The sequence below is a fragment of the Nitrosomonas sp. genome (assembly GCF_024282095.1).
In the GTDB taxonomy this organism is placed as follows: Bacteria; Pseudomonadota; Gammaproteobacteria; order Burkholderiales; family Nitrosomonadaceae; genus Nitrosomonas.
Window position 1 is genome coordinate 23,253 of sequence record NZ_JAMWZS010000024.1, and the last position, 22,842, is coordinate 46,094.

The window sequence follows — 22,842 nt, forward strand, 5'->3', positions numbered from 1 at the left end:
TAGCTTGGGTGCCAATATAATCAGGATAAATGATTAGGATATACTGTTAATATTAGGATCTGACCGCCATATTGATGAGGACGTACCTATGAAAATTCACGAGTATCAGGCAAAAGAGATTTTGCAAAAATATGAGGTTGTGACACCGAGAGGCATCGCCTGCTTCAGCGTTGACGATGCGGTAAATGCTGCGCAGCAACTGGGCGGCGAGGTGTGGGTGGTCAAGGCGCAGATTTATGCCGGCGGGCGCGGCAAGGGTGGCGGGGTGAAAGTAGCCAAGTCATTGGATGAAGTGCGGCAGCGTGCGAGCGAGATTTTAAATATGCGCTTGGTGACGCATCAGACCGGCCCGGAAGGCCAGGTGGTGCATCGGCTTTTTATCGAGCAGGGCGTGCGTATTGAGAAGGAATTTTACGTTGGCATGGTGGTGGACCGGCGTCAACAGCGCGTGTGTTTGATGGCGAGTTCGGAAGGCGGCATGGAAATCGAACAAGTGGCAGCTGCAACGCCGGAGAAGATCCATAAAGTGTTTATTGATCCGGTTGCGGGACTGCGCGCACAGGAAGCGCAAGACATTGCCATAAAAATTGGCATACCTGAACAAAGTCTGCCGCAAGCCATCAAACTATTGCAAGGGCTATATCAGGCTTTTGATGAATCCGATGCGTCGTTGTTGGAAATCAATCCGTTGGCATTGACCGCTGAGAAACAGGTGATCGCGCTTGACGCCAAAATGAATTTTGACGATAACGCATTATTCCGCCATCCCGAGATTATCGCGCTGCGTGATCTGGATGAGGAAGATCCGGTTGAAATTGAGGCATCCAAGCATGAGTTATCGTATATTCCATTGGACGGCAACATTGGTTGCCTGGTCAATGGCGCGGGTTTGGCGATGGCGACCATGGACATCATCAAATTGTATGGCGGTAACCCAGCCAATTTTCTCGATGTCGGCGGTGGCGCGACCGCTGAGAAAGTCACCGAAGCGTTTAAATTGATGTTACGTAACCCCAAATTGCAAGCCATTCTGGTGAATATTTTCGGCGGTATCATGAAGTGCGATGTCATTGCGCAAGGCGTGGTGGCGGCGGCCCGTGATGTGAAACTCGCAGTACCGTTAGTAGTGAGACTGGAAGGCACCAATGTGGACCTGGGCAAAAAAATTCTGGCAGACTCTGGTTTGACCATCATCTCGGCGGATAACATGGCCGATGCGGCACAAAAAGCGGTCAATGCCGCCAAAGTTCAATAATTTTCGCGTGATTATCCATTGAAGGAGTAGTCAGTCATGTCCATCCTGATCAATCGCAACAGCCGTGTCATGACGCAAGGCATTACCGGTAAAACCGGGCAATTTCATACCCGTATGTGCCGTGAATATGCAAATGGCCAAGCGTGTTTTGTCGCCGGCGTCAATCCGCGCAAACCGGGCGAGGATTTTGAGGGCATTCCGGTGTATGCGTCGGTCAAGGAAGCTAAACAACAAACCGGTGCGAATGTTTCGGTCATTTATGTGCCGCCGCCGTTTGCTGCTGCGGCCATTGATGAAGCGGTCGAGGCCGAACTGGACTTGGTGATTTGTATCACTGAAGGCATTCCGGTGCGGGATATGATCCGCACGCGCTATAAAATGCAGGGCAAGAAAACTCGCTTGATTGGCCCGAATTGCCCTGGAATCATTACGCCGGACGAAATCAAGATCGGCATTATGCCGGGATACATCCATAAAAAAGGCCGCATCGGTGTGGTTTCACGTTCCGGCACGTTGACTTATGAAGCTGTGGCGCAGTTGATGGAACTCGGATTGGGACAATCCACGTGTATCGGGATCGGTGGCGATCCGGTCAACGGGCTCAAGCACCTTGATGTGATGCAGTTATTCAATGCTGATGATGAAACCGATGCCGTGCTGATGGTGGGCGAGATCGGCGGTACCGATGAAGAGGACTGCGCGCGCTGGATAAAAGATCACATGCAAAAACCGGTAGTCGGATTCATTGCCGGCGTAACAGCACCACCCGGTAAACGTATGGGGCATGCCGGCGCGATTATTTCCGGCGGCAAGGGCACAGCGCAGGAAAAACTGGAGGTGCTGGCGTCATGCGGTATCAAGGTCACACGCAATCCCGCTGAAATGGGCAAGTTATTGCAGTCGGTTTTATAGTCTGGTTTCCGGGTAATTTTTGAGGGTATCGAATATGCGTTGTCGTTTATCGTTTTTTATCATTCTGATCGTGTTAATCGTTTCTGCGTGTAGCGGAATACCAACCAAACAACCGCTTCCCGCCAAGAAACCCGAACGCCAGACTGGCCCGCTACCTGAAAGTGCAAAACCGAAATACAATCTGACCGGCTATCCGGTGAGCACCCAGCAAGGCTATATCGATGGCTGTGAAACCGCCAAAAGAACGAGTTGGGCCTTTAAAGACCTCAATCGCTATGACAAGGACGATCAATACCGCATGGGGTGGGATGACGGGTTTGCGATGTGCAAGCTGAAGAAATGATGCGCACGGAGGTATTGTTTAGCGTGCCTCGGATTTATCAACATCTCGGTTCATTAATTCTATTGCTTGGATTCACGGCTACCCTATGTGCCGGTGAATTGCCGTTCATCGTCAAACAAAAACTGCACCAACTGGCCATTCCGGAAACCGCAATGGGTGTGTATGTTCAGGAAATCGGTGCAAGCGAGCCGACGGTGGCGGTCAATGCGGATGCGGCCATGAATCCTGCGTCGGTGATGAAATTGCTGACAACGTATGCCGGGCTGGAGTTACTGGGGCCGGCGTATACCTGGCCGACCATGCTGTATGGCAACGGCAAGCTGGCTGACGGTGTTTTACACGGCGATCTGGTCATCAAAGGGTATGGCGATCCCAAGCTGGATCTGGAAAATTTCTGGTTGCTGATGCATCGTTTGCGTCAAACCGGACTGCACGAAATCAGAGGTAATCTGATTCTGGATCCTACGCATTATGATATTCCCAATGATGATCCGGGCGAGTTTGACGGACAACCTTACCGCACCTATAACATCCTTCCGGAAGCACTGCTGGTCAATTACCGTGCATCCACTATCCATCTGTTTCCACAACCTGAAAAGAATGCAGTGCGTGTTGTGATTGATCCGCTGCCGGATTCTTTACACGTACAGAATCATTTAAAGCTTACGCAAGGCGCGTGTGGCGATTGGCGCAATTTGTTGGCGATTGACGTCATAGCCGATAAAGACGACAAAAATAATGTTACGGTTGTTCTGAGTGGAAATTTTTCCAGGCAGTGCGCAGAGCAGTCGGTCATGCTGAGCCTGCAAGACAGCGCGATCTATACCCGTGATTTGTTTAAACGGCTATGGGCGCAGCAGGGCGGTTTGTTTCACGGCGATGTGGTCGTGGGCCAGGCACCGCAAGGTCTGACGCCGCTGAAAATGTATCAATCCCCGCCGCTGGCGGATATCATCCGCGGCATTAATAAATTCAGTAATAATATTGCGGCACGCCAATTGTATTTAACGTTGGGAACGGGTGATGCGGTCGTTAATAATTCTCCGGCGACGTTGGCCAAGTCTGATGCGGCAATCCGACGATGGTTGGCAGGTAAGCAATTAAATTTCCCGGAATTGGTGGTGGAAAACGGCTCCGGACTATCGCGCAAGGAACGAATCAGCGCGCGCCACATGGGGCAACTGTTGCTGGCCGCTTTTAACAGTCCGGTGATGCCGGAATTTATTTCGTCATTGCCGATCGCCGCCGTCGATGGAACTTTGAAAAATCGCTTTGCCGATACGCCGGTCAAAGGGCTGGCACATATGAAAACAGGCGCTTTGAATAATGTGCGTGCATTAGCAGGCTATCTGCTGGATAAAAAGGGGCGACGTGTTGTTGTGGTGTTTTTTGTCAATCACGATCAAGCCGGACAATCCCGTGCTGCGATGGATACCCTGGTGCACTGGGTTTATGATCGGCCATGATTACTTCCCTATCGATACTGTGGGGCCTATTGATTCAAAATTCTTTTCAGCGTAGAGTGCCAACTCAAGGTAGATGATCTATTTTGAAGTCAGGCGATTTCCTTCAACTCTAAATTGAGGAGTGCATAACATGATGAATGAATATAAATCTCTTGCTGTACAGTATTTGGCGGGTACCGTACAGATTTCCAAACCTGCATCGCCAAATCCGGTGACATTTGATTCACCCGCTTCTGAAGTGATGACTGATTTGCGTAAAATACAGGCAGCGGTCATCGCACCAAGTATCACAATGGAAATTGCCAATACCTACATGATGCAACGTGGTGTGCGCACATTGCTGGTGATGAATGACGACAATTCTTTGGCTGGAATTATCACGGCAACCGATATCCTGGGCGAGAAACCCATGCGCTTTATTCAAGAAAGGGGCGTCAAGCACAACGAGATTCTGGTGATGGATATGATGACACCGTTGGATAAGTTGGAAGCCATTCCTCTGGAAGAAGTGATGCATGCCAGAGTCGGTAATATTGTGGCCAGTTTGCGTGAAAGCGACCGTTTGCATGCGCTGGTGATAGACGATATTGCCATCGGGCTGCCCAGGATATGCGGTATTTTCTCCTGGACGCAAATCGAGAAGCAGCTCGGCACCGTCATTACACCGACGAATGTCGCCAAGAGCTTTGCGGAAATTGAATCCACATTAATCGCAAGTTAGCAGTGAAGCAAACAAGCCAGTTCGTGAATTCAATCACGGCTGGCGGCGTGTACGCTAGATCTTACTATCCAATCCATTCTCGGCAATTTCTGCGGCACGCAGTAATGCTTTGGCTTTATTCTGCGTTTCAATCCATTCGTTCTGTGGGATCGAATCGGCGACGATTCCCGCGCCTGCCTGGACATGTAACTGGTCATCCTTGATTACCCCGGTACGAATTGCAATCGCCAGATCCATGTCGCCATTAAAACCGAGATAACCGACTGCGCCGGCATAAACGCCACGTTTGGAAACTTCGAGTTCATCAATGATTTCCATGGCGCGAACTTTGGGGGCGCCACTGACGGTTCCTGCCGGAAACGTGGCGCGCAGCACGTCAATCGCACTGAGTTCGGGTTTTAACTTACCTTCCACATTGGAAACGATGTGCATGACATGCGAATAATTTTCTATCTGCATTTTTTCCGTTACTTTCACAGTTCCGGTCTGTGCGACGCGGCCAATGTCATTACGACCCAAGTCCATGAGCATGACGTGTTCGGCAATTTCTTTCGGATCGGCTAACAGATCCGCAGCCAGTTCGGCATCTTGCTGAGGGTTTTTGCCACGGGGGCGCGTACCCGCAATCGGGCGAACAGTAACCGTATCACCTTCAAGACGTACCAATATTTCCGGCGAAGCGCCCACGATATGAAAATCATCGAAGTGATAGAAGAACATATAGGGTGACGGATTGAGGCTGCGCAACGCGCGATACAGTGCCAGTGGAGATGCGTTAAAGGGCTTGCTGGTGCGCTGAGACAGCACGACTTGCATGATGTCGCCATCAAATATATAGCGCTTCGCCCGCTCAACCGCGGCTTTGAAATCCGCTTCCGGGAACTCGGAAACTGCGGCACTGGAAGCAACGGCCTGTTCTGTTGGAATCGCTATGGATTGGCGCAACTTTGACAATAAAGTTTTTAAGCGATTGCGTCCGGATTGATAGGCATCTTTATCTTGCGGATTCACATAAACAATCAGATACAACTTGCTGGAAAGGTTATCCACTACTGCCAATTCTTCCGACAGTAACAGCAAGACATCCGGTGTGTTCAAGGTATCGGGCTTTGCATGGCCTTTGAGCTTATGCTCGATATACCGTACGGTATCGTATGAAAAATAACCCACCAATCCGCCACAAAAACGCGATATTCCTGCGGGGCAGGGCGCTACCTTGAATTGCGACAAATAAGATTCGATAAAAGACAAAGTGTCGTCAACGATGATTGTTTCCGATTTATCGTGATTTACCGTGGTCACTGTGTTGCCGCGCGCTTCGATGCGCGTTGTTGCAGGTAAGCCAATGAATGAAAATCGACCGAAACGTTCCCCGCCTTGTACCGATTCCAATAAGTAGGAATAGGGCTGATTAGCCAGTTTTAGATAAATGGACAGGGGCGTGTCGAGATCGGCAAAAGTTTCCAGTACGACCGGAATGCGATTGTATCCTTGTTGCGCGAGCTGGTTGAATTCCGCTTCGGTCATTTTGGGCGGTTGCTAGGATAATCTTTGAATCAGCTTGGATGCATCCAGCAAGGATTCTACGATCGCATCGCAGTCAAGCTCGTACACATTGCGTCCCTCGTTATAGCCATAGGGCACACAGAATACGTGGCAACCGGCGGCTCTGGCGGCGATGGCGTCATTCAGTGAATCGCCGATTAATAACGCTTCATGCGGTTGTGCATCAAAGTGTTTGCAGATATGCGTCAGTGGCATGGGATCCGGCTTTTTCTTCGGCAGACTGTCACCGGATAGTACAATTTCGAATTGGTCATACAGTCCGGTTGCATGCAGCAACGGTAGCGTGAATGCTGCCGCTTTGTTGGTGATGCAGGCCAGCTTGAAACCTGCCTGCTGCATGGCTTTGATGCCTTCCACCACACCTGGATACGGGCGCGTATTGACACTTAAATGGTCGGCGTAATGTTTCTCGTAAATGGGCAATGCCTTGGCGAATAACGCAGCATCGGGCTCACCGTCGAGTTGGCCGGTTAATGTGCGTTTTACCAGCTTGTGGATGCCTTTGCCGATATAGGAGCGGATCGTCGACGTTGATTGTTCCGGCATGCCTAAATCTTTTAACATCAGGTTTGCGGCTAATGCCAAATCTTCGGCTGTATCCAGCAGTGTGCCGTCCAGATCGATCATGATCACTTTGACGGACAACGGCAATTCAATTTTTTTTACCGAGGCATTTGCGTTGCTAAAAAGACTATGGTTCATTTGAATAATGGGAAATAGCGATCAGCCTAAAGGTTTGTCGGTGGATTATACTTTTGCTAATTCAGCGCGAAATGCTGCCAGTACGGTGTCATAACGATGCGGGTCAGTATCTTTGCCGGCTTGGTAAATGGCTGATCCTGCGACAAACGTATCGGCGCCGGCGCGAGCGATTTCAGCAATATTATCTACTTTAACACCGCCATCAATTTCCAGCAGGATGTCTTTACCGCTGGCGTCGATGCGTTTTCTCACTGCACGCAGTTTGTTGAATGCTTCAGGGATAAATTTTTGCCCGCCAAAACCAGGGTTAACCGACATAATCAGAATCAGATCCAGTTTGTCGAGCACGTGATCCAGATAATGCAGCGGTGTGGCTGGGTTAAATACCAGACCTGCTTTGCAACCTTGTTCCTTGATCAATCCGATGGTGCGATCAATATGATTGGATGCTTCCGGATGAAATGAAATGATATTGGCGCCGGCTTTGGCAAAATCCGGAATAATGCGATCAACAGGTTCAACCATCAAATGCACATCGATCATTGCATCCGTGACAGGGCGAATAGCTTCGCATACCAAGGGACCGATGGTGAGATTCGGAACGTAATGATTATCCATGACATCAAAATGAATGATGTCTGCGCCTGAATCAATAACGGCGGTGATTTCATCGCCAAGTTTGGCGAAATTAGCGGAAAGAATACTGGGTGCGATGCGATACATGACAGCCTCTCAATAAGCAAAGCTGTTATTTTAACCGCAAATGGCGGATTGCGCGTAAAAGAGATAAAGATTTATCAGTAAATTAATCTTAAAGTACGCTTTTTCACTTTTTCTTGGTACAGTACCCAAAAATAGCGTGAAATTAAAGAATGACTGAAAATAAAAAATACGACATTAATATCAGTATCCGCACGGTATATTTACCTGACCAGTCCGATGAAGAGGCTGATCGGCATGTGTTTGCGTACACCATAACCATTGCAAATACAGGTACGGTGGCATCTCAACTAATCAGCAGGCATTGGATTATCAATAACGGTGATGGCACCATTCAGGAAGTGCGTGGATTAGGCGTTGTCGGTGAGCAACCATTGCTTAAACCGGGCGATAGCTTTGAGTACACCAGTGGAACAGTGATCTCAACGCCGGTGGGATCTATGAAAGGAAGCTATCAGATGGCAGCAGAGGATGGCGTTCATTTTGATGTCGCCATACCGGAGTTTATTCTGAGTGTACCCAGAATTCTGCACTAATGTACTTGGGGTTCGACGGGTTGTTATGCGCGCTGCCTTAGAATTGCAGGTATTGCGATGACAGGCAAACTGTATCTGATTCCGGCACCCATCAGCTCAGAAGATATCGCGTGGGTATTGCCGCCGGCAGTACAGCAGCGTATTGCGGAAATTGCTTATTTCATTGTTGAGCATCCTAAAACTGCCAGGCAATTTCTTAAGCAGATCAATTCCAAGTATGCACTACAAGAATTAAACATGCAGACTTTGAACGAGCATACACTCGCTCAGGATTTGTTGGCCTTGCTGGATCCGTTATTGGCTGGACACGATGTAGGTTTATTATCTGAAGCGGGTTGTCCGGCAGTGGCAGATCCCGGTGCCGGGTTAATCCGGTTGGCGCACAAGAACAATATTACGGTGGTGCCGCTGGTCGGACCTTCATCGATATTGCTGGCCTTGATGGCATCGGGTTTGAATGGCCAATGCTTTGCCTTTCATGGCTATTTGCCCATTGAGAGTGCGGCGCGTACAAGCAAAATACTGGAACTCGAGAAATTATCGATAAGCCGAGATCAAACACAAATATTTATTGAAACACCGTATCGCAATCAAAAATTGTTAGGGCAGTTGATGTCAGTGTGTTCCGATAATACCGATTTGTGTATTGCAAGCCACTTAACATTCTCCAGTGAACTGATTGCTACCAAGCCCATTCAACAATGGCGCCGTTCTTTACCGGATATCAATAAAATACCAACCATTTTCTTACTGCATGGATAGCTTGAGAAAGTGTGTCACCGAGCTGTGATGCGCACCTTTTTGAGATCAAACGGTTTTTTTCTGGATAAATTCTATCTTATAGCCATCGGGATCTTCTATAAACGCGATAACCGTTGCGCCGTGCTTCATCGGGCCCGCTTCGCGCGTCACTTTTCCACCGAGCTTTTTGGTATTTTCACACGCCTGATAGGCATCATCCACTTCAATGGCAATGTGCCCAAATCCTTCGCCAAGGTGATAGGAGGGAGTATCCCAATTGTGCGTTAATTCCAGAACAGTACCGCTCGCTTCGTCCTGGTAGCCCACAAAAGCAAGGGTAAATTTGCCATCGGGATAATCTTTGCGGCGTAGTAGTTTCATACCCAATACTTGCGTATAAAACGCCAGGGATTTTTCGAGATCGCCAACTCGAAGCATCGTGTGCAATATCCGCATTTATATTTTTACCATTTCGAAATCTTCTTTACGAGCGCCGCATTCCGGGCAAGTCCAATTGATCGGCACATCTTCCCAACGCGTGCCCGGTGCAATGCCTTCGTCAGGAGATCCCAAGGCTTCATCATAGATGTAGCCGCAAATTAAACACATATAACGATTGTATTCGCGATTCTCTTCGGTAGGCATGATAGATAGCAATTTCCTTTTAGGTTAAAATGACATTTTACGGTATTAATGCATGTTACAGCCACCCCCAATTGTACTTTCTTTTGCAGCCAATGATCCCAGCGGTGGAGCCGGTCTTCAGGCCGATATGCTTACTATTGCCAGTATGGGGTGCCATCCGTTATCCATCGTGACAGCGATTACCGTTCAGGATACGGCTGGAGTGGATGATGTGATGCCGTTGGATGCCGAATGGGTTGTCGATCAGGCGCGGGCGGTATTGGAAGATATGCCCGTTCATGCATTTAAAATCGGCTTATTAGGCAGCGTTGAAATTATCGCCGCTATTGCAGAAATTATTTCTGATTACCCGCATATTCCTTTAGTGATGGATCCCGTGCTGACTTCGGGGCGAGGAGATGAGCTGGCTGACGAAGAAATGATCGATGCGATGCGCGAATTATTATTACCGCAAGTCACGATATTAACGCCCAATAGCCTGGAAGCCAGGCATCTCGCCCAGCAGGAAAATGACAGTCACGGCACTCAACTGAATTTGAGTCTGTGCGCGCAGCGATTACTGAGCATGGGATGCGAATATGTGTTGATAACAGGCACGCATGAGAATACTGCGCACGTGACCAACACACTGTTTGCTGCAGATGGTGTTGTGCGTGCCGATGAATGGGAGCGCCTTGAGCATACTTATCATGGTTCGGGTTGTACATTAGCCTCGGCGATAGCCGCTTCACTAGCCAATGGATTATCGATCAGCGAAAGCGTCATTGAAGCGCAGGATTACACCTGGCACACTTTGCAAGCAGGATTTCGCCCCGGCATGGGACAATATATCCCTAACAGACTTTTCTGGACTAAGGAAAGTGAAGATGTCGCAAACGAAAATGCAGGGGTAGTCATTGCAAAACCCAACGATGAATAGGCCGTTGAAAAACGTTTTCGAGGCAGCCGATACCAGGCGAAAACAGGCGAGAAAGCGCAGTTTATGCGTAATCAATGAGCATTCTGAGCCTGCTTTTAACACCGCAGCGGCAACGCAGATAGTTTTTCAGCGACCTGTTAGCGGGTTGTATGCGATTACCCCGGATTTTGAAAGTACGGACGATCTGCTGGATAAAACGCGGCAAGTGCTGGAAGGAGGAGCGCAGCTCGTGCAATATCGCAATAAATCAGCGAACAAGGTTTTGCTGAGAGAACAAGCCGAATCATTGCTGCAGTTGTGCAGAAAGCATCAAGTCCCTTTGATTATCAATGATCATGTTGATTTGGCAATGGAAATTGACGCGGATGGCGTGCATGTGGGGCAGAACGACGCGGCCGTTACTCATGCGCGGAAACAGCTGGGGCGCGATAAAATTGTGGGTGCGTCGTGCTATAACAATGGCGATCTGGCGCTCCGGGCTGAAAAACAAGGCGCTGATTATGTTGCTTTCGGTGCCTTTTTCCCTTCGCTAACCAAACCGGACGCACTATCTGTTACGGCGGATTTGGTGGCCAGCGTCAGAAAGAAAATAGCGATTCCCATCGTGGGGATCGGCGGCATTCGCTTGACCAATGCCGCAGCGGTTATTCAAAGCGAATGTGCTGCAATCGCCGTTTGCAATGATTTGTTTCATACTGAGAATAGCAAAGTAAAGGCGGCACAATTTGCACAATTATTCGCAGTGACTATTTAACGTGTATACATCCTGTATTTTTATAAATTCTTATCATGAGTAATGCAATGACTTCACGCAATCATCAATTATTTGAACAGTCTCAACACTATATTCCCGGCGGAGTTAATTCTCCTGTGCGCGCTTTTAAATCGGTGGGCGGTGACCCCATTTTTTTTCAACGCGGGGAAGGCGCCTATTTTTGGGATGCGGATGGAAAGTCGTACATCGACTATGTGGGGTCGTGGGGTCCTTTGATTCTGGGGCATGCGCATCCGGATGTGGTTAAAGCGGTTCAGACAGCCGCACAAAATGGTTTGACTTTCGGTGCACCGACTGAGGCGGAGTTGGAAATCGCAAAATTGATTTGTCAGTTGCTGCCATCCATTGAGCAAGTCAGATTAGTCAGTTCCGGTACGGAAGCGGGCATGAGTGTGATTCGGCTGGCGCGTGGTTTTACCGGCAGAAGCAAGATCATCAAATTTGAAGGTTGCTATCATGGCCACGATGATTCCTTGCTGGTTAAAGCGGGTTCCGGCGCATTAACGTTCGGTAATCCGAGTTCTGCCGGTGTGCCGGCGGAAACAGCCGGTCATACGATTGTCTTGGATTACAACGACATAGCGGGTATTGAAGACGCATTTAATAAATGGGGACAGGAAATCGCTGCGGTGATTGTTGAGCCGGTCGCGGGGAATATGAATCTGATCGCTCCCAAGGCGGATTTTCTCACCAGGCTGCGGACATTGTGTACGCAGCACGGCAGTGTGCTGATATTTGATGAAGTCATGACAGGATTTCGCGTGGATCTTGGATGCGCGCAGGGTCTGTACCAAATCAAACCTGATTTGACCGCATTAGGTAAAGTGATCGGTGGTGGCATGCCGATGGCTGCATTCGGCGGACGACGCGATATCATGCAATGTCTGGCGCCGTTGGGGCCGGTTTATCAAGCAGGTACGCTTTCAGGCAATCCGGTGGCGGTTGCAGCGGGGCTGGCTACGCTGAAGCAAGTACAAGCGCCCGGTTTTTATGAAAAATTAGGCAACAGGACGCAGCAATTAGTCGATGGTATTACGGCTATCGCAAAAAAACACGGTATTGATTTTTGTGCGCAATCAATCGGTGGTATGTTCGGGTTGTATTTTAGCAAGGATATTCCCACCAGCTTTGCTGAAGTGATGCAATGCGACAAGACAGCTTTCAACCGATTCTTTCATGCAATGTTGAAAGAGGGGGTATATTTTGCGCCATCGGCATTTGAAGCCGGTTTTGTATCGTCCATGCATGGTGACAATGAATTGGATAAGACATTGTCTGCGGCAGAAAAAATATTTAAGAGTTGGTAAAAACTGAGAGTAATAAAAAAGGCGGCACCTGCCGCCTTTTTTACTGTTTACTGGAACAAATTTTGATAACTTAGCGCATAGTGGAAATATACGCTGCAACTGCACGTTTTTCTGCCCCGCTCATGCGAGTCAGCACTTTGTGCATGACATCATTATCGTTTGCACGATCACCCGTGTTAAACAGATTCAATTGTGTCATTGTATATTCTGCGTGCTGACCAGCCAACGCAGGATAACGCGGTGGAATACCGGATCCCGTAGGACCATGGCAGCTTGCGCAGGCGGGAACGCCATGCCCAATATTTCCACCATGATAGAGAATTTTTCCGGTTGCAACCAATTTCTCATCATCAACAGCTACTTGACTGGGAATAGTTTTTTGTTTGGAGTAATACTCGCCAAGTTTTTTCATATCTTCCGCTGAAAGCGTCGCGACCATCGAAGACATGACAGGACTGTTACGTTTGGGTGGGGCACTGTCAGTTGCCTTGAAATCAAGCAACTGCTTGGTGATATACTCAGCGCGCTGTCCAGCCAAGATAGGATTCATAGGAATGACGCTGTTACCATCCGCATTGTGACAACCAGCACACACACCGGATGCGATTTCTCCAGCTGTCGCAGGAGCAGGGGCAGGTGCATCGCTTGTCGTTTCAGCTGCAATGGGTGCAGACAGCACCAGCGCCATCAGCATGATCGTATTCTTAATCATTTTCATATTTCGTATTCCGTATTTTAAAAAAGCATTTAAATGTTGGTAGGGTAGATGTATTTGACAATTAGTACTTATTATATTTTAGCAAGGCAAAAGCACGTTAACAACAAAATTAAGCTAATATCAAAATTTAGAATTTTATTTTTCAATGAAAATAATCTTTATTCTTTTGCTGATTGCTAATATGGTTGCTTACGTAACTGGCACGACATTGCATCCCGACCAGGGAAGTATGGTGCAAGCACCGGTAGTATTGAATCCTGAGAAAATTGTTTTATTGCCGATTGATGAAAATTGTTTGGAGTGGGTTGGTTTGGATGAAGAACAGCTGCAGTATGGTGAAACAGTGCTGTCGGAGATCGTTCCTGAACAATCCTATCGCCTGGAAGAAGCTGCTAACACGACAATGTATTGGGTATATATTCCTCCTTTGCCAAATAAGGAAGCTGCGAATCGTATGATCAATAAGTTACGCAATCTCGGTATTGTCAGTTTTCGTGTACGGGAGGATAGTCAATGGAAAAATGCTGTTTCCCTAGGTAAGTTTCATGATAACGATGAAGCATTGAGGCAACTGAAAGAAATAGAAAGAAAGGGGATTACAGGTGCTACGATTGAGGGTCGCGACGTTACACTGATGAAAATTGTAATTTATAATCCAACTCCAACGATGAAAGAGCAGGTACAAAAATTAGTCGAACAATTTGAAGGTACCCGTTTGATTCAAAGCCAGTGTGAACGCTTATAATGCACAGTTAAAAAATGGAATGATTGGATGGCATGGCTTGGGATATTTGTTGCAACATTGCCCATGCATTGTGAAAATCTCAAATTAATCAAACAAGCAAGCAAGATAATAATGACGGTATCGATAAAAACACCGCAAGAAATTGAAAAGATGCGTATTGCCGGACGGTTGGCGTCTGAAGTATTGGATTACATAACGCCATTTGTTGTCGCTGGGATTACTACCGAAGAGCTGGATGTACTCTGCCATAATTACATGGTGGATGTACAGAAGACGATACCCGCACCGCTCAATTATGCGCCTTCGGGACATTCTCCCTATCCCAAATCGATTTGCACCTCGGTAAACAATCAGATTTGTCATGGCGTCCCCGGCAAGAAGACATTAAAAAATGGCGATATCATCAATATCGATATTACAGTCATTTATGAGAAATATCATGGTGATACCAGTCGCATGTTTTATGTTGGCGAGCCATCCATACAAGCAAGGCGTCTATGCGAAGTCACTTTTGAAGCAATGTGGCGCGGCATCGATGAAATAAAACCCGGTAAGCACTTAGGGGATATCGGACATGCGATTCAAAGACTGGCTGAAGGTGTGGGCTATAGTGTGGTCAGGGAATTTTGCGGGCACGGTATCGGTGCAAAGTTTCATGAAGATCCGCAAGTACTTCATTATGGACGCCCCAAAACGGGTCTGGAGCTGAAGCCGGGTATGATATTCACCGTGGAGCCCATGATTAATGCCGGTAAAGCGGCTATCCGCCATCTGCCGGACGGTTGGACCGTTACCACTAAGGATGGCAGTCTGTCCGCACAGTGGGAGCACACCATTCTGGTGACCGAAGACGGCCATGACGTGCTGACGGTATCGGCAGGTGCGCCCGCCAAGCCGATTTATCGCTTTGCAAGTTAATTTTATACCCGGAAATTATTAATCATGATACGCAGCCATCAACGCATCCCCGCGCAAATCCGCCCCGTCAGAATCACTCGTCATTACACCAAGCATGCCGACGGTTCGGTGCTGATCGAATGCGGTGACACCAAAGTGATCTGCACAGCCAGCATCAGTGAACAAATCCCGCCGTTTTTGAAAGGCCAGGGACAAGGCTGGTTGACTGCCGAATACGGTATGTTGCCTGGTTCAACACATTCGCGTATGCAGCGCGAAGCTGCCAAAGGCAAGCAATCAGGGCGCACCATGGAGATTCAGCGCTTGATCGGGCGCGCTTTACGCGCTGTTGTTGATTTAAAGAAACTGGGAGAGCGCACCATTCAAATTGATTGCGATGTGATTCAAGCGGATGGCGGTACGCGCACTGCCAGTATTACGGGAGCGTTCGTGGCGCTGCACGACGCTGTCGAGAAGTTGATTTATCAACAATTGATTGAAACCACGCCGATCATCGATCATGTAGCGGCGATTTCAGTAGGCGTTTATCAAGGCATTCCGATGCTGGACCTGGATTATGTTGAAGATTCTTCTTGTGATACGGACATGAATGTGGTGATGACCGGGAACCTGGGAATCGTCGAAGTACAGGGAACGGCGGAAGGCAATGCATTCAACCGGAAAGAACTGGATATCATGCTGGATATGGCGCAGCACGGCATTCAGGAACTGATTGCAATTCAGAAAGAAGCTCTGGCACAGGAAGCAGCCAGTCATGGATAAGCTGAAAAAATTGGTGATTGCAAGTAATAATCAGGGCAAGTTGCGTGAAATTAATGCGCTGCTGGCTCCTTTGGCGATCGAGGTAGTGCCCCAATCTGATTTTAATGCCGGTGAAATTGACGAGCCGCATAGCACCTTTGTTGAAAATGCTCTGGCTAAGGCGCGTCATGCCAGTCATTGTTCAGGGTTGCCGGCACTGGCGGATGATTCTGGAATTTGTGTTAATGCGCTGAATGGTGTGCCGGGTGTTTCTTCAGCGCGCTATGCCGGAGAACCGAGATCCGATGAGCGCAATAACCTGAAATTGATCGAAGCGCTTAAAAATAAATCAGACCGGCATGCTTATTATTATTGTGTGATTGTTTTGGTACGTTCTGTTGATGATCCACAACCCATTATTGTCGATGGATCCTGGCATGGCGAAATTATCGAGCATCCGCAAGGTACAGGCGGATTCGGTTACGATCCGTATTTTTTTGTGCCCGAGTTTGGTAAAACTGCGGCGGAGTTGTCGGCGGAACAAAAGAATTTAATCAGCCATCGCGGCAAAGCGTTGGCGCAATTATCGGCGATCTTGCAGTCTGGAAAATTCTGACAGGTCGTTAAAACTATCTGCGTTGCCGCTACGGTGTTAAAAACAGGCTCAAATCATTGATCATACATAAACTGCGCGTTTTCACCTGTTTTTGCCTCAAAACGTTTTTCAACGGCCTGCTGATCACAGCAGCGCAGTGTGATGATGTTTCAGGTGATCATCGATAAATGTGCTGATGAAGTAATAACTATGATCGTATCCACTGTGAAAACGCAATGTGAGCTTCTGATCCGCTTCGCGGCATGCTTTTTCCAAAGCTTCCGGAGATAGCTGTTGCGCCAGAAACTGATCGTCCAGACCCTGATCGATCAATAAATCGGGTGCACGGCGACCGTCTTCGATCAACGCAATGGCATCGTATTGGCGCCAGTTTTGTTGATCTTCACCCAAATAGTTGCGAAATGCTTTCTGTCCCCATGGGCACTGCATCGGCGCGCAAATTGGTGCGAATGCTGATACCGAGTGGTAAATTTCCGGATAGCGCAGCGCTAACGTCAACGCGCCATGACCTCCCATGGAGTGACCAAAAATGCCCGTGCGATTTTTATCAACAGGAAAATGCTCGATAATGATTTCACGCAACTCCTGCGTGATGTAGCTTTCCATACGATAATACTGCGACCAAGGCGCTTGCGTCGCGTCCAAGTAAAATCCCGCGCCGGCACCGAAATCCCAAGCATCGGTTTCACCCGCAATACCGGTCTGGCGCGGACTGGTATCCATCGACACCAGCATTAATCCATATTCAGCGGCATAGCGCTGCGCACCGGCTTTGATCATGAAAGTTTCTTCGGTACAGGTCAGTCCGGCCAGGAAAAATAGTGCCGGAACGCGCTGCTGCTCCGCTTGCGGCGGTTGATAGACTGAGAATCGCATCGGCAGGCCGATGGTCTTGGATGGATGCTGGTAAAAGCCCTGGATGCCGCCAAAGCAGCGATGCTGGCTGCGGGTTTCGAGTGCCATTACGATCAGTAAATCACCACGGAACGGATCGATTCGCCGGTTTTCATCAAGTGGAAGCCGTCATTGATGTTATCCAGCGATAATGTGTGCGTGATGAGCGAATCGATATCAATTTTCCCTTCCATATACCAATCGACAATTTTAGGCACATCGGTGCGGCCGCGTGCGCCGCCGAAAGCGGAGCCTTCCCATTTTCTACCGGTAACCAACTGAAAGGGGCGCGTGCTGATTTCAGCACCGGCTTCAGCGACGCCGATGATGATGCTGCGCCCCCAGCCTTTATGTGTACATTCCAGTGCTTGGCGCATGACCTTGGTATTGCCGATGCATTCAAAGCTGTAATCCGCGCCGCCATCGGTCAGTTGTACCACGGCATCCACGATGTTCGGAACGTCGTTCGGATTAATGAAATGCGTCATGCCGAATTTGCGCGCCATGGCTTCGCGTTGCGGATTGATATCGATGCCGATGATTTTGTCGGCACCGACCATTCGGGCACCTTGGATGACATTCAGGCCGATCCCGCCCAGACCGAAAATTGCGACATTGCTGCCGGCTTCAACTTTGGCGGTGTAGAGCACAGCACCGATGCCTGTGGTCACGCCACAGCCGATATAGCAGACTTTGTCAAAAGGCGCGTCTTCGCGTATTTTCGCCAACGCAATTTCCGGCACAACGGTGTAATTTGCGAAGGTCGATGTGCCCATATAATGAAATAGCGGTTTCCCATCGATTGAGAAGCGCGACGTGCTATCCGGCATCAGGCCTTTGCCTTGTGTGCTGCGGATGGCCTGGCACAGATTGGTTTTTTTGGATAAACAGAATTTGCATTCACGGCATTCCGGCGTGTAGAGCGGAATCACATGATCGCCCTTACGCAAGGATTTTACGCTGGGGCCGACATCAACCACGACGCCAGCGCCTTCATGACCGAGAATGGCTGGAAACAAGCCTTCCGGGTCGGCGCCCGAAAGCGTGTAATAATCGGTATGGCAAATGCCGGTGGCTTTGACTTCGACCAAGACTTCACCGGACTTCGGACCTTCCAGATCAACCTGTTCGATCGTTAATGGTTGGCCGGCTTTCCAGGCAACAGCGGCTCTTGTTTTCATTGAAATTTATCCTTTATTGTTTTGGGATTGCAGATGTGTCAGTAAACCTTGGCTGGCTTCTTCAACCATATCCAGCACCAGTTCAAAACCTTGGTGCCCGCCGAAGTAAGGGTCGGGCACTTCAACATGCGCATCAGCATTTTTGCCATACTGCATGAATAATTGAATCTTGTTGATATGCTGCTGAGGGCTGCGTTGTTGCAGTAATGTGAGATTTTCCTTATCCATCGCAAGAATATAGTCAAATTCTTCGAAATCGCTGGATTGTACTGCACGGGCACGCAGATCGTGCATTTTGTATCCACGCTGTAGTGCTGTGTTCTGAGCGCGGTGATCCGGTGGATCGCCGATATGATAAGCGTGTGTACCGGCGGAATCCACTTCAATGATGTGATCAACGCCAGCTGCTTTGACAAGGTGTCTGAATACAGCATCGGCTGTGGGTGATCGGCAAATGTTGCCCATACAGACAAATAATACTTTTATTTTTTTATTCTTGTTCATGGCAAATCTATGAGTGTAATCGGATTTCAGAAATAGCAAGTTTAAAAATAGAAAAATTTGAATCATACAAGGTAAAGATTAACACGACATCCGCTAAAACGAAATTCAGTTCTGGGTATGGTAGGTTCTTTAGCAGGGAATTACGTGCTTCATATCACGGTATCTCTCAATGAAAATAGCTAACCATATTCCCATCGTCACACAAAATTAAACGCAATAAATCTTGAGTTGAAATTTGTTGAATTTTATAAAAATAAATCCGTAGTCCAGAAATGGTCATGGATGATCAGATTATTTTTTCTAATATAAACGCCAATCCGATTTGGCTTAAATGCATGGAAGGAATGGATATATGTCATTAAAAAATTCAATTAAGGAATTTAAAGCTTATCTAGGTGATCGGGAATCGCTGCTGGATACGAATTATCAGAGAATCGCTGAAATGATCAAATTACATTGGGGTTATAAAGAAATTCATTTGTATATTAATAAATTACTTGTCGTTGACAAAGACAGGAACAGACAAGGATTTCCATTAGCAGCATTACAGGAAATTTATACCTTGCAAGAAATACATAACAAACTATTTCCTGGAGCGACAATGCTATCAAATAACAAGCCGCAGAGTATTCCTGATGGACGTAAGAACAAAGATATATTGTTTTGATATGAGTACCACTTTAGTTTTGTTACAGACTGAATAGTAGTCATACCCGCTATTTCCCTTTATTGATTCCCATTAATACGAGATAAATAATATCTCGATATTTTTGGGAAATATCAGCTTAGAATCATTCCACAGTAGGCCAATCTTCACTTTACACCTTTCATAGTTTTAAGCAGGGGAGGGTTTTTTTATTGTATTTTTGGATGGATCATTTGGCGCGATTAATATGCAGACAGCATGTTAAAATGCGATCTCCAAAAAAATACGAATATCATGAACTTTCCTGCTATTACCGCATTATCTCCGTTGGATGGTCGCTATCACACTAAGGTCGAGCCGTTGCGGCTTTATTTTAGTGAATTTGCATTGATTCGTTATCGTGTTCAAGTCGAAGTGGCATGGCTTAAGGCATTGAGTAATGAGCCAGGAATTATTGAAATTCCAGCTTTTTCAACTGCAACCAATACTCAGCTTGATAATTTGGTGGTTAATTTTTCAGTTGCCGACGCGGAAGCGATTAAGGCTATTGAAGCCACCACGAATCATGATGTGAAAGCAATTGAATATTGGCTAAAGCAAGTATTAGCCAATAACGCTGAAATTACCAAAGCGGCTGAATTCATTCATTTTGCCTGTACTTCTGAAGACATCAATAATCTGTCGCATGGTCTCATGTTGAGAGCCAGCCTGGAGCAAGTGATGCTACCCGCGCTCGATAAGATTATTCTCCGCTTGATCGAACTGGCACAACAATTGGCGGAAGTGCCGATGCTTGCACGCACGCATGGACAACCGGCAACGCCGACGACATTAGGCAAAGAGATTGCCAATGTGGTTTATCGCCTGCAGCGCAGTAAAAAACAGCTGGCAGCAGTCGACATATTAGGCAAAATTAATGGTGCTGTCGGTAATTACAACGCGCACTTATCCGCTTATCCGGATCTGGATTGGGAAAAATTCGCACAGCACTTTGTTGAAAAATTAGGTCTGCAATTTAATCCCTATACAACTCAGATTGAGCCTCACGACACCATTGCAGAATTATTTGATGCGTATGCAAGGATCAATACTATTTTGTTGGATCTGAATCGTGATATCTGGGGATACATTTCATTGGGTTATTTCAAGCAAAAAACCAAAGCGGATGAAGTGGGTTCTTCAACCATGCCGCATAAGGTCAATCCCATCGACTTTGAGAATTCGGAGGGCAATCTGGGTATTGCCAATGCATTGTTGCGTCATTTGAGTGAGAAATTACCGATATCGCGCTGGCAGCGGGATTTGACCGATTCCACGGTGTTACGCAATATGGGCGTTGCGTTAGGGCATACTTTGCTGGCGTATGATTCGTGTCTGAAAGGGTTGAATAAACTGGATGCCAACCCGGCTCAAATGCTGAGTGATCTGGATAATGCCTGGGAAGTTCTGGCCGAACCGATTCAAACCGTGATGAGACGTTATGGCGTGGCTAACCCTTATGAACAACTGAAGGCATTGACACGCGGCAAGGGGGGCATTACTAAAGAAACATTGCACCAATTTATTGCTGGCTTGACGATTCCTGATGCAGAAAAAAATCGGCTGTTGACGATGACTCCCGGTAATTACATTGGCAAAGCAAGCATCCTGGCTCGAAGAATCGAAGGATAAAAAACTCCATAGAATAATTTGTTGATTTAATGTCTGGATTTTTAAATTCAAACCAATATAAATAAATTTCTGTTAAATGCTTGAAATTCGGATAGGCGACCACCATATCGCCAAGATAATTATTAGGAGGTACGATGCAGAGTTCAGAAAATTCAAATAATCCAGAGTCGAATCAGGCGGAGATTCCCTATGCTGCCGATGAAAACAAAATACCTGGCATAACCAATGATGCCACTATTCAGACTGAGCAAAAAAAAGATTCATCATCGCCTAATCTTGAGCACTTACTGAAAGAAGCTGAAATCAGAGCAGCTGAACATCATGATGCCTGGATACGGGCTAAGGCGGAAACGGAGAATATTCGTAAACGCGCTCAAACCGATGTTACTAATGCGCATAAGTATGCCATTGAGAATTTCTCTGCTGAATTGCTGACCGTGATGGATAGCCTGGAAGCAGCGCTGGCGGTTGAAAATGCAAGTTTGGAGAATTTCAAGAATGGTATGGAGCTAACGCAAAAACAACTGATTAATGTGCTTGATAAATTCAACATCAAGGCGATTGATCCCAAGGGAGAGAAGTTCGATCCTCATCAACATCAGGCAATGTGCACTGTTGATTCCGAACTGCCTCCCAATACGGTGGTTCAGGTCATGCAAAAAGGCTACAAACTGCATGATCGTGTGATTCGCCCGGCACTTGTATCGGTTTCAAAAGCACAAGGTACTTGAATTTTTTTCAAACACCTCCACTTTCAGATCAGTTGATAGACAGAATTAATCTTTAAAAGGATCCAAACATGGCAAAAATCATAGGTATCGATCTGGGTACCACGAACTCTTGTGTATCCGTTATGGAAAGCGGCAAACCCAAAGTCATTGAAAACTCGGAAGGTACGCGCACAACTCCATCTATTGTTGCTTATACCGAAGATAATGAAGTGTTGGTAGGTGCCTCAGCCAAGCGGCAAGCGATTACTAATCCGAAGAATACGTTATTCGCAGTGAAGCGTTTGATCGGACGCCGCTTTGACGAAGACATGGTGCAAAAAGATATCAAGATGGTGCCTTACAGCATTATCAAAGCAGACAACAATGACGCATGGGTGGAAGTGCGCGGCAAGAAAATTGCGCCACCGGAAGTTTCTGCACAAGTGTTGATGAAAATGAAGAAAACCGCTGAAGATTACCTGGGTGAGCCGGTGACGGAAGCTGTGATTACCGTGCCTGCTTACTTCAATGACTCGCAACGCCAGGCAACCAAAGACGCCGGGCGGATTGCCGGTCTGGAAGTGAAGCGTATTATCAATGAACCAACAGCCGCCGCACTAGCCTTTGGTATGGACAAAAAAGAAGGCGACCGGAAAATAGCGGTATATGATCTGGGTGGCGGTACTTTTGATATTTCCATTATTGAAATTGCCGAGATTGACGGCGAGCATCAGTTTGAAGTATTGGCGACTAATGGCGATACGTTCCTCGGTGGTGAAGATTTTGATTCGCGCGTGATTGAATACCTGGTTGATGAATTCAAGAAAGAAACCGGTATTGATCTGAAGAAAGATATGCTGGCATTGCAACGTTTAAAGGATGCCGCAGAA

At 47.4% G+C, this 22,842-nt stretch carries 27 protein-coding genes; 18 read left to right on the forward strand and 9 right to left on the reverse strand.

Annotation, left to right across the window (positions count from 1 at the left end):
* Positions 1-88 precede the first annotated feature (88 nt).
* The 5 genes from sucC to Q0K92_RS08380 all read left to right on the forward strand — a co-directional run bounded on the left by sucC (position 89) and on the right by Q0K92_RS08380 (position 4,697).
* Positions 89-1,255: an ADP-forming succinate--CoA ligase subunit beta gene (gene sucC / locus Q0K92_RS08360; protein WP_297325353.1), complete on the forward strand. Its 1,167-nt coding sequence runs from the start codon at positions 89-91 to the stop codon at positions 1,253-1,255.
* Between the two features lie 36 nt (positions 1,256-1,291).
* Complete coding sequence (gene sucD, locus Q0K92_RS08365) at positions 1,292-2,167, forward strand: succinate--CoA ligase subunit alpha (RefSeq protein WP_297325354.1); 876 nt, start codon at positions 1,292-1,294, stop codon at positions 2,165-2,167.
* 34 nt (positions 2,168-2,201) lie between these two features.
* Positions 2,202-2,510 carry a hypothetical protein gene (locus Q0K92_RS08370; RefSeq protein WP_297325355.1) on the forward strand — a complete coding sequence of 103 codons (309 nt, stop codon included), beginning with the start codon at positions 2,202-2,204 and terminating at the stop codon, positions 2,508-2,510.
* The gene (dacB, locus tag Q0K92_RS08375) at positions 2,507-3,976 is read left to right on the forward strand and encodes a D-alanyl-D-alanine carboxypeptidase/D-alanyl-D-alanine-endopeptidase (RefSeq protein WP_297325356.1); all 1,470 of its coding nucleotides are present in this window, start codon (positions 2,507-2,509) and stop codon (positions 3,974-3,976) included. Before Q0K92_RS08370 ends, dacB begins: the two co-directional genes overlap by 4 nt.
* 130 nt (positions 3,977-4,106) lie before the next feature.
* Positions 4,107-4,697 (forward strand): CBS domain-containing protein, encoded by a 591-nt coding sequence (locus Q0K92_RS08380; RefSeq protein ID WP_297325357.1) that lies wholly within the window; start codon positions 4,107-4,109, stop codon positions 4,695-4,697.
* Positions 4,698-4,751: 54 nt separating this feature from the next.
* Here the strand turns inward: Q0K92_RS08380 and trpE are convergent, their stop codons facing one another.
* Genes trpE through rpe form a run of 3 tightly spaced genes read right to left on the reverse strand, consistent with a single transcriptional unit; the run spans position 4,752 to position 7,688 of the window.
* Positions 4,752-6,224: an anthranilate synthase component I gene (gene trpE / locus Q0K92_RS08385; protein WP_297325358.1), complete on the reverse strand. Its 1,473-nt coding sequence runs from the start codon at positions 6,222-6,224 to the stop codon at positions 4,752-4,754.
* A gap of 12 nt (positions 6,225-6,236) precedes the next feature.
* Positions 6,237-6,965, reverse strand: a complete 729-nt coding sequence (locus Q0K92_RS08390; protein ID WP_297325359.1) for a phosphoglycolate phosphatase — start codon at positions 6,963-6,965, stop codon at positions 6,237-6,239.
* A gap of 45 nt (positions 6,966-7,010) precedes the next feature.
* Positions 7,011-7,688, reverse strand: a complete 678-nt coding sequence (gene rpe / locus Q0K92_RS08395) for a ribulose-phosphate 3-epimerase (RefSeq protein ID WP_297325360.1) — start codon at positions 7,686-7,688, stop codon at positions 7,011-7,013.
* A gap of 149 nt (positions 7,689-7,837) precedes the next feature.
* On the opposite strand from rpe, the gene apaG reads away from it, so the two are divergent.
* Together apaG and Q0K92_RS08405 are read left to right on the forward strand one after the other, a co-directional pair.
* Complete coding sequence (gene apaG, locus Q0K92_RS08400; protein ID WP_297325361.1) at positions 7,838-8,221, forward strand: Co2+/Mg2+ efflux protein ApaG; 384 nt, start codon at positions 7,838-7,840, stop codon at positions 8,219-8,221.
* 57 nt (positions 8,222-8,278) lie between these two features.
* Positions 8,279-8,983, forward strand: a complete 705-nt coding sequence (locus Q0K92_RS08405) for an SAM-dependent methyltransferase (protein ID WP_297325362.1) — start codon at positions 8,279-8,281, stop codon at positions 8,981-8,983.
* A 45-nt stretch (positions 8,984-9,028) separates the two neighbouring features.
* Here Q0K92_RS08405 and gloA read toward each other — a convergent pair whose 3' ends face one another.
* Positions 9,029-9,418: a lactoylglutathione lyase gene (gene gloA, locus Q0K92_RS08410; protein ID WP_297325363.1), complete on the reverse strand. Its 390-nt coding sequence runs from the start codon at positions 9,416-9,418 to the stop codon at positions 9,029-9,031.
* On the reverse strand, positions 9,419-9,607 hold the full coding sequence (locus Q0K92_RS08415; protein WP_110337009.1) for a rubredoxin: 189 nt from the start codon (positions 9,605-9,607) through the stop codon (positions 9,419-9,421).
* 52 nt (positions 9,608-9,659) lie between these two features.
* Between Q0K92_RS08415 and thiD the strand changes: the two genes are divergently transcribed.
* From thiD to hemL, 3 genes are read left to right on the forward strand one after another with little or no spacing between them, the layout of a single operon-like run.
* Complete coding sequence (thiD, locus tag Q0K92_RS08420) at positions 9,660-10,526, forward strand: bifunctional hydroxymethylpyrimidine kinase/phosphomethylpyrimidine kinase (protein ID WP_297325364.1); 867 nt, start codon at positions 9,660-9,662, stop codon at positions 10,524-10,526.
* A gap of 4 nt (positions 10,527-10,530) precedes the next feature.
* Positions 10,531-11,280, forward strand: a complete 750-nt coding sequence (thiE, locus tag Q0K92_RS08425) for a thiamine phosphate synthase (protein ID WP_366084225.1) — start codon at positions 10,531-10,533, stop codon at positions 11,278-11,280.
* A 47-nt stretch (positions 11,281-11,327) separates the two neighbouring features.
* On the forward strand, positions 11,328-12,608 hold the full coding sequence (gene hemL / locus Q0K92_RS08430) for a glutamate-1-semialdehyde 2,1-aminomutase (protein WP_297325365.1): 1,281 nt from the start codon (positions 11,328-11,330) through the stop codon (positions 12,606-12,608).
* 70 nt (positions 12,609-12,678) lie between these two features.
* On the opposite strand, the gene Q0K92_RS08435 is transcribed toward hemL, so the two are convergent.
* A complete protein-coding gene (locus Q0K92_RS08435; protein WP_297325366.1) occupies positions 12,679-13,326 on the reverse strand; it encodes a c-type cytochrome in 648 nt (215 codons plus the stop codon).
* A gap of 145 nt (positions 13,327-13,471) precedes the next feature.
* On the opposite strand from Q0K92_RS08435, the gene Q0K92_RS08440 reads away from it, so the two are divergent.
* From Q0K92_RS08440 to rdgB, 4 genes are all read left to right on the forward strand, one after another.
* Positions 13,472-14,071 carry an SPOR domain-containing protein gene (locus Q0K92_RS08440; protein ID WP_297325367.1) on the forward strand — a complete coding sequence of 200 codons (600 nt, stop codon included), beginning with the start codon at positions 13,472-13,474 and terminating at the stop codon, positions 14,069-14,071.
* Positions 14,072-14,134: 63 nt separating this feature from the next.
* Positions 14,135-14,989, forward strand: a complete 855-nt coding sequence (gene map, locus Q0K92_RS08445) for a type I methionyl aminopeptidase (protein WP_297325378.1) — start codon at positions 14,135-14,137, stop codon at positions 14,987-14,989.
* A 24-nt stretch (positions 14,990-15,013) separates the two neighbouring features.
* Positions 15,014-15,751, forward strand: coding sequence for a ribonuclease PH (gene rph / locus Q0K92_RS08450; RefSeq protein ID WP_297325368.1), 738 nt, complete (start codon positions 15,014-15,016; stop codon positions 15,749-15,751).
* Complete coding sequence (rdgB, locus tag Q0K92_RS08455) at positions 15,744-16,346, forward strand: RdgB/HAM1 family non-canonical purine NTP pyrophosphatase (RefSeq protein ID WP_297325369.1); 603 nt, start codon at positions 15,744-15,746, stop codon at positions 16,344-16,346. The genes rph and rdgB overlap by 8 nt, the downstream gene beginning before the upstream one ends.
* Positions 16,347-16,469: 123 nt before the next feature.
* Here the strand turns inward: rdgB and fghA are convergent, their stop codons facing one another.
* Genes fghA through Q0K92_RS08470 form a run of 3 tightly spaced genes read right to left on the reverse strand, consistent with a single transcriptional unit; the run spans position 16,470 to position 18,925 of the window.
* On the reverse strand, positions 16,470-17,309 hold the full coding sequence (gene fghA / locus Q0K92_RS08460; RefSeq protein WP_297325370.1) for an S-formylglutathione hydrolase: 840 nt from the start codon (positions 17,307-17,309) through the stop codon (positions 16,470-16,472).
* Between the two features lie 5 nt (positions 17,310-17,314).
* Positions 17,315-18,421, reverse strand: a complete 1,107-nt coding sequence (locus tag Q0K92_RS08465) for an S-(hydroxymethyl)glutathione dehydrogenase/class III alcohol dehydrogenase (protein WP_297325371.1) — start codon at positions 18,419-18,421, stop codon at positions 17,315-17,317.
* A 6-nt stretch (positions 18,422-18,427) separates the two neighbouring features.
* The gene (locus Q0K92_RS08470; protein WP_297325372.1) at positions 18,428-18,925 is read right to left on the reverse strand and encodes a low molecular weight protein-tyrosine-phosphatase; all 498 of its coding nucleotides are present in this window, start codon (positions 18,923-18,925) and stop codon (positions 18,428-18,430) included.
* Positions 18,926-19,277: 352 nt separating this feature from the next.
* Between Q0K92_RS08470 and Q0K92_RS08475 the strand changes: the two genes are divergently transcribed.
* The 4 genes from Q0K92_RS08475 to Q0K92_RS08490 form a co-directional block, all read left to right on the forward strand.
* On the forward strand, positions 19,278-19,592 hold the full coding sequence (locus Q0K92_RS08475) for a hypothetical protein (RefSeq protein ID WP_297325373.1): 315 nt from the start codon (positions 19,278-19,280) through the stop codon (positions 19,590-19,592).
* A 273-nt stretch (positions 19,593-19,865) separates the two neighbouring features.
* A complete protein-coding gene (gene purB / locus Q0K92_RS08480; RefSeq protein WP_297325374.1) occupies positions 19,866-21,242 on the forward strand; it encodes an adenylosuccinate lyase in 1,377 nt (458 codons plus the stop codon).
* 134 nt (positions 21,243-21,376) lie between these two features.
* On the forward strand, positions 21,377-21,973 hold the full coding sequence (gene grpE, locus Q0K92_RS08485; protein ID WP_297325375.1) for a nucleotide exchange factor GrpE: 597 nt from the start codon (positions 21,377-21,379) through the stop codon (positions 21,971-21,973).
* Positions 21,974-22,041: 68 nt separating this feature from the next.
* Positions 22,042-22,842: Hsp70 family protein (locus Q0K92_RS08490; protein ID WP_297325376.1), on the forward strand; the 801-nt coding region annotated here is incomplete at its 3' end.

What these genes read in the sequence shown, in the direction of transcription:
- thiD (WP_297325364.1), top strand. Translation starts at nt 9,660, where the DNA reads ATGTTACAGCCACCCCCAATTGTACTTTCTTTTGCAGCCAATGATCCC.
- Q0K92_RS08370 (WP_297325355.1), top strand. Translation starts at nt 2,202, where the DNA reads ATGCGTTGTCGTTTATCGTTTTTTATCATTCTGATCGTGTTAATCGTT.
- Q0K92_RS08470 (WP_297325372.1), bottom strand. Translation starts at nt 18,925, where the DNA reads ATGAACAAGAATAAAAAAATAAAAGTATTATTTGTCTGTATGGGCAAC.
- Q0K92_RS08465 (WP_297325371.1), bottom strand. Translation starts at nt 18,421, where the DNA reads ATGAAAACAAGAGCCGCTGTTGCCTGGAAAGCCGGCCAACCATTAACG.
- gloA (WP_297325363.1), bottom strand. Translation starts at nt 9,418, where the DNA reads ATGCGGATATTGCACACGATGCTTCGAGTTGGCGATCTCGAAAAATCC.
- apaG (WP_297325361.1), top strand. Translation starts at nt 7,838, where the DNA reads ATGACTGAAAATAAAAAATACGACATTAATATCAGTATCCGCACGGTA.
- Q0K92_RS08435 (WP_297325366.1), bottom strand. Translation starts at nt 13,326, where the DNA reads ATGAAAATGATTAAGAATACGATCATGCTGATGGCGCTGGTGCTGTCT.
- sucD (WP_297325354.1), top strand. Translation starts at nt 1,292, where the DNA reads ATGTCCATCCTGATCAATCGCAACAGCCGTGTCATGACGCAAGGCATT.
- Q0K92_RS08390 (WP_297325359.1), bottom strand. Translation starts at nt 6,965, where the DNA reads ATGAACCATAGTCTTTTTAGCAACGCAAATGCCTCGGTAAAAAAAATT.
- purB (WP_297325374.1), top strand. Translation starts at nt 19,866, where the DNA reads ATGAACTTTCCTGCTATTACCGCATTATCTCCGTTGGATGGTCGCTAT.
- rph (WP_297325368.1), top strand. Translation starts at nt 15,014, where the DNA reads ATGATACGCAGCCATCAACGCATCCCCGCGCAAATCCGCCCCGTCAGA.
- Q0K92_RS08405 (WP_297325362.1), top strand. Translation starts at nt 8,279, where the DNA reads ATGACAGGCAAACTGTATCTGATTCCGGCACCCATCAGCTCAGAAGAT.
- dacB (WP_297325356.1), top strand. Translation starts at nt 2,507, where the DNA reads ATGATGCGCACGGAGGTATTGTTTAGCGTGCCTCGGATTTATCAACAT.
- map (WP_297325378.1), top strand. Translation starts at nt 14,135, where the DNA reads ATGCATTGTGAAAATCTCAAATTAATCAAACAAGCAAGCAAGATAATA.
- Q0K92_RS08380 (WP_297325357.1), top strand. Translation starts at nt 4,107, where the DNA reads ATGATGAATGAATATAAATCTCTTGCTGTACAGTATTTGGCGGGTACC.
- rpe (WP_297325360.1), bottom strand. Translation starts at nt 7,688, where the DNA reads ATGTATCGCATCGCACCCAGTATTCTTTCCGCTAATTTCGCCAAACTT.
- Q0K92_RS08440 (WP_297325367.1), top strand. Translation starts at nt 13,472, where the DNA reads ATGAAAATAATCTTTATTCTTTTGCTGATTGCTAATATGGTTGCTTAC.
- sucC (WP_297325353.1), top strand. Translation starts at nt 89, where the DNA reads ATGAAAATTCACGAGTATCAGGCAAAAGAGATTTTGCAAAAATATGAG.
- Q0K92_RS08415 (WP_110337009.1), bottom strand. Translation starts at nt 9,607, where the DNA reads ATGCCTACCGAAGAGAATCGCGAATACAATCGTTATATGTGTTTAATT.
- rdgB (WP_297325369.1), top strand. Translation starts at nt 15,744, where the DNA reads ATGGATAAGCTGAAAAAATTGGTGATTGCAAGTAATAATCAGGGCAAG.
- fghA (WP_297325370.1), bottom strand. Translation starts at nt 17,309, where the DNA reads ATGGCACTCGAAACCCGCAGCCAGCATCGCTGCTTTGGCGGCATCCAG.
- trpE (WP_297325358.1), bottom strand. Translation starts at nt 6,224, where the DNA reads ATGACCGAAGCGGAATTCAACCAGCTCGCGCAACAAGGATACAATCGC.
- Q0K92_RS08475 (WP_297325373.1), top strand. Translation starts at nt 19,278, where the DNA reads ATGTCATTAAAAAATTCAATTAAGGAATTTAAAGCTTATCTAGGTGAT.
- grpE (WP_297325375.1), top strand. Translation starts at nt 21,377, where the DNA reads ATGCAGAGTTCAGAAAATTCAAATAATCCAGAGTCGAATCAGGCGGAG.
- hemL (WP_297325365.1), top strand. Translation starts at nt 11,328, where the DNA reads ATGACTTCACGCAATCATCAATTATTTGAACAGTCTCAACACTATATT.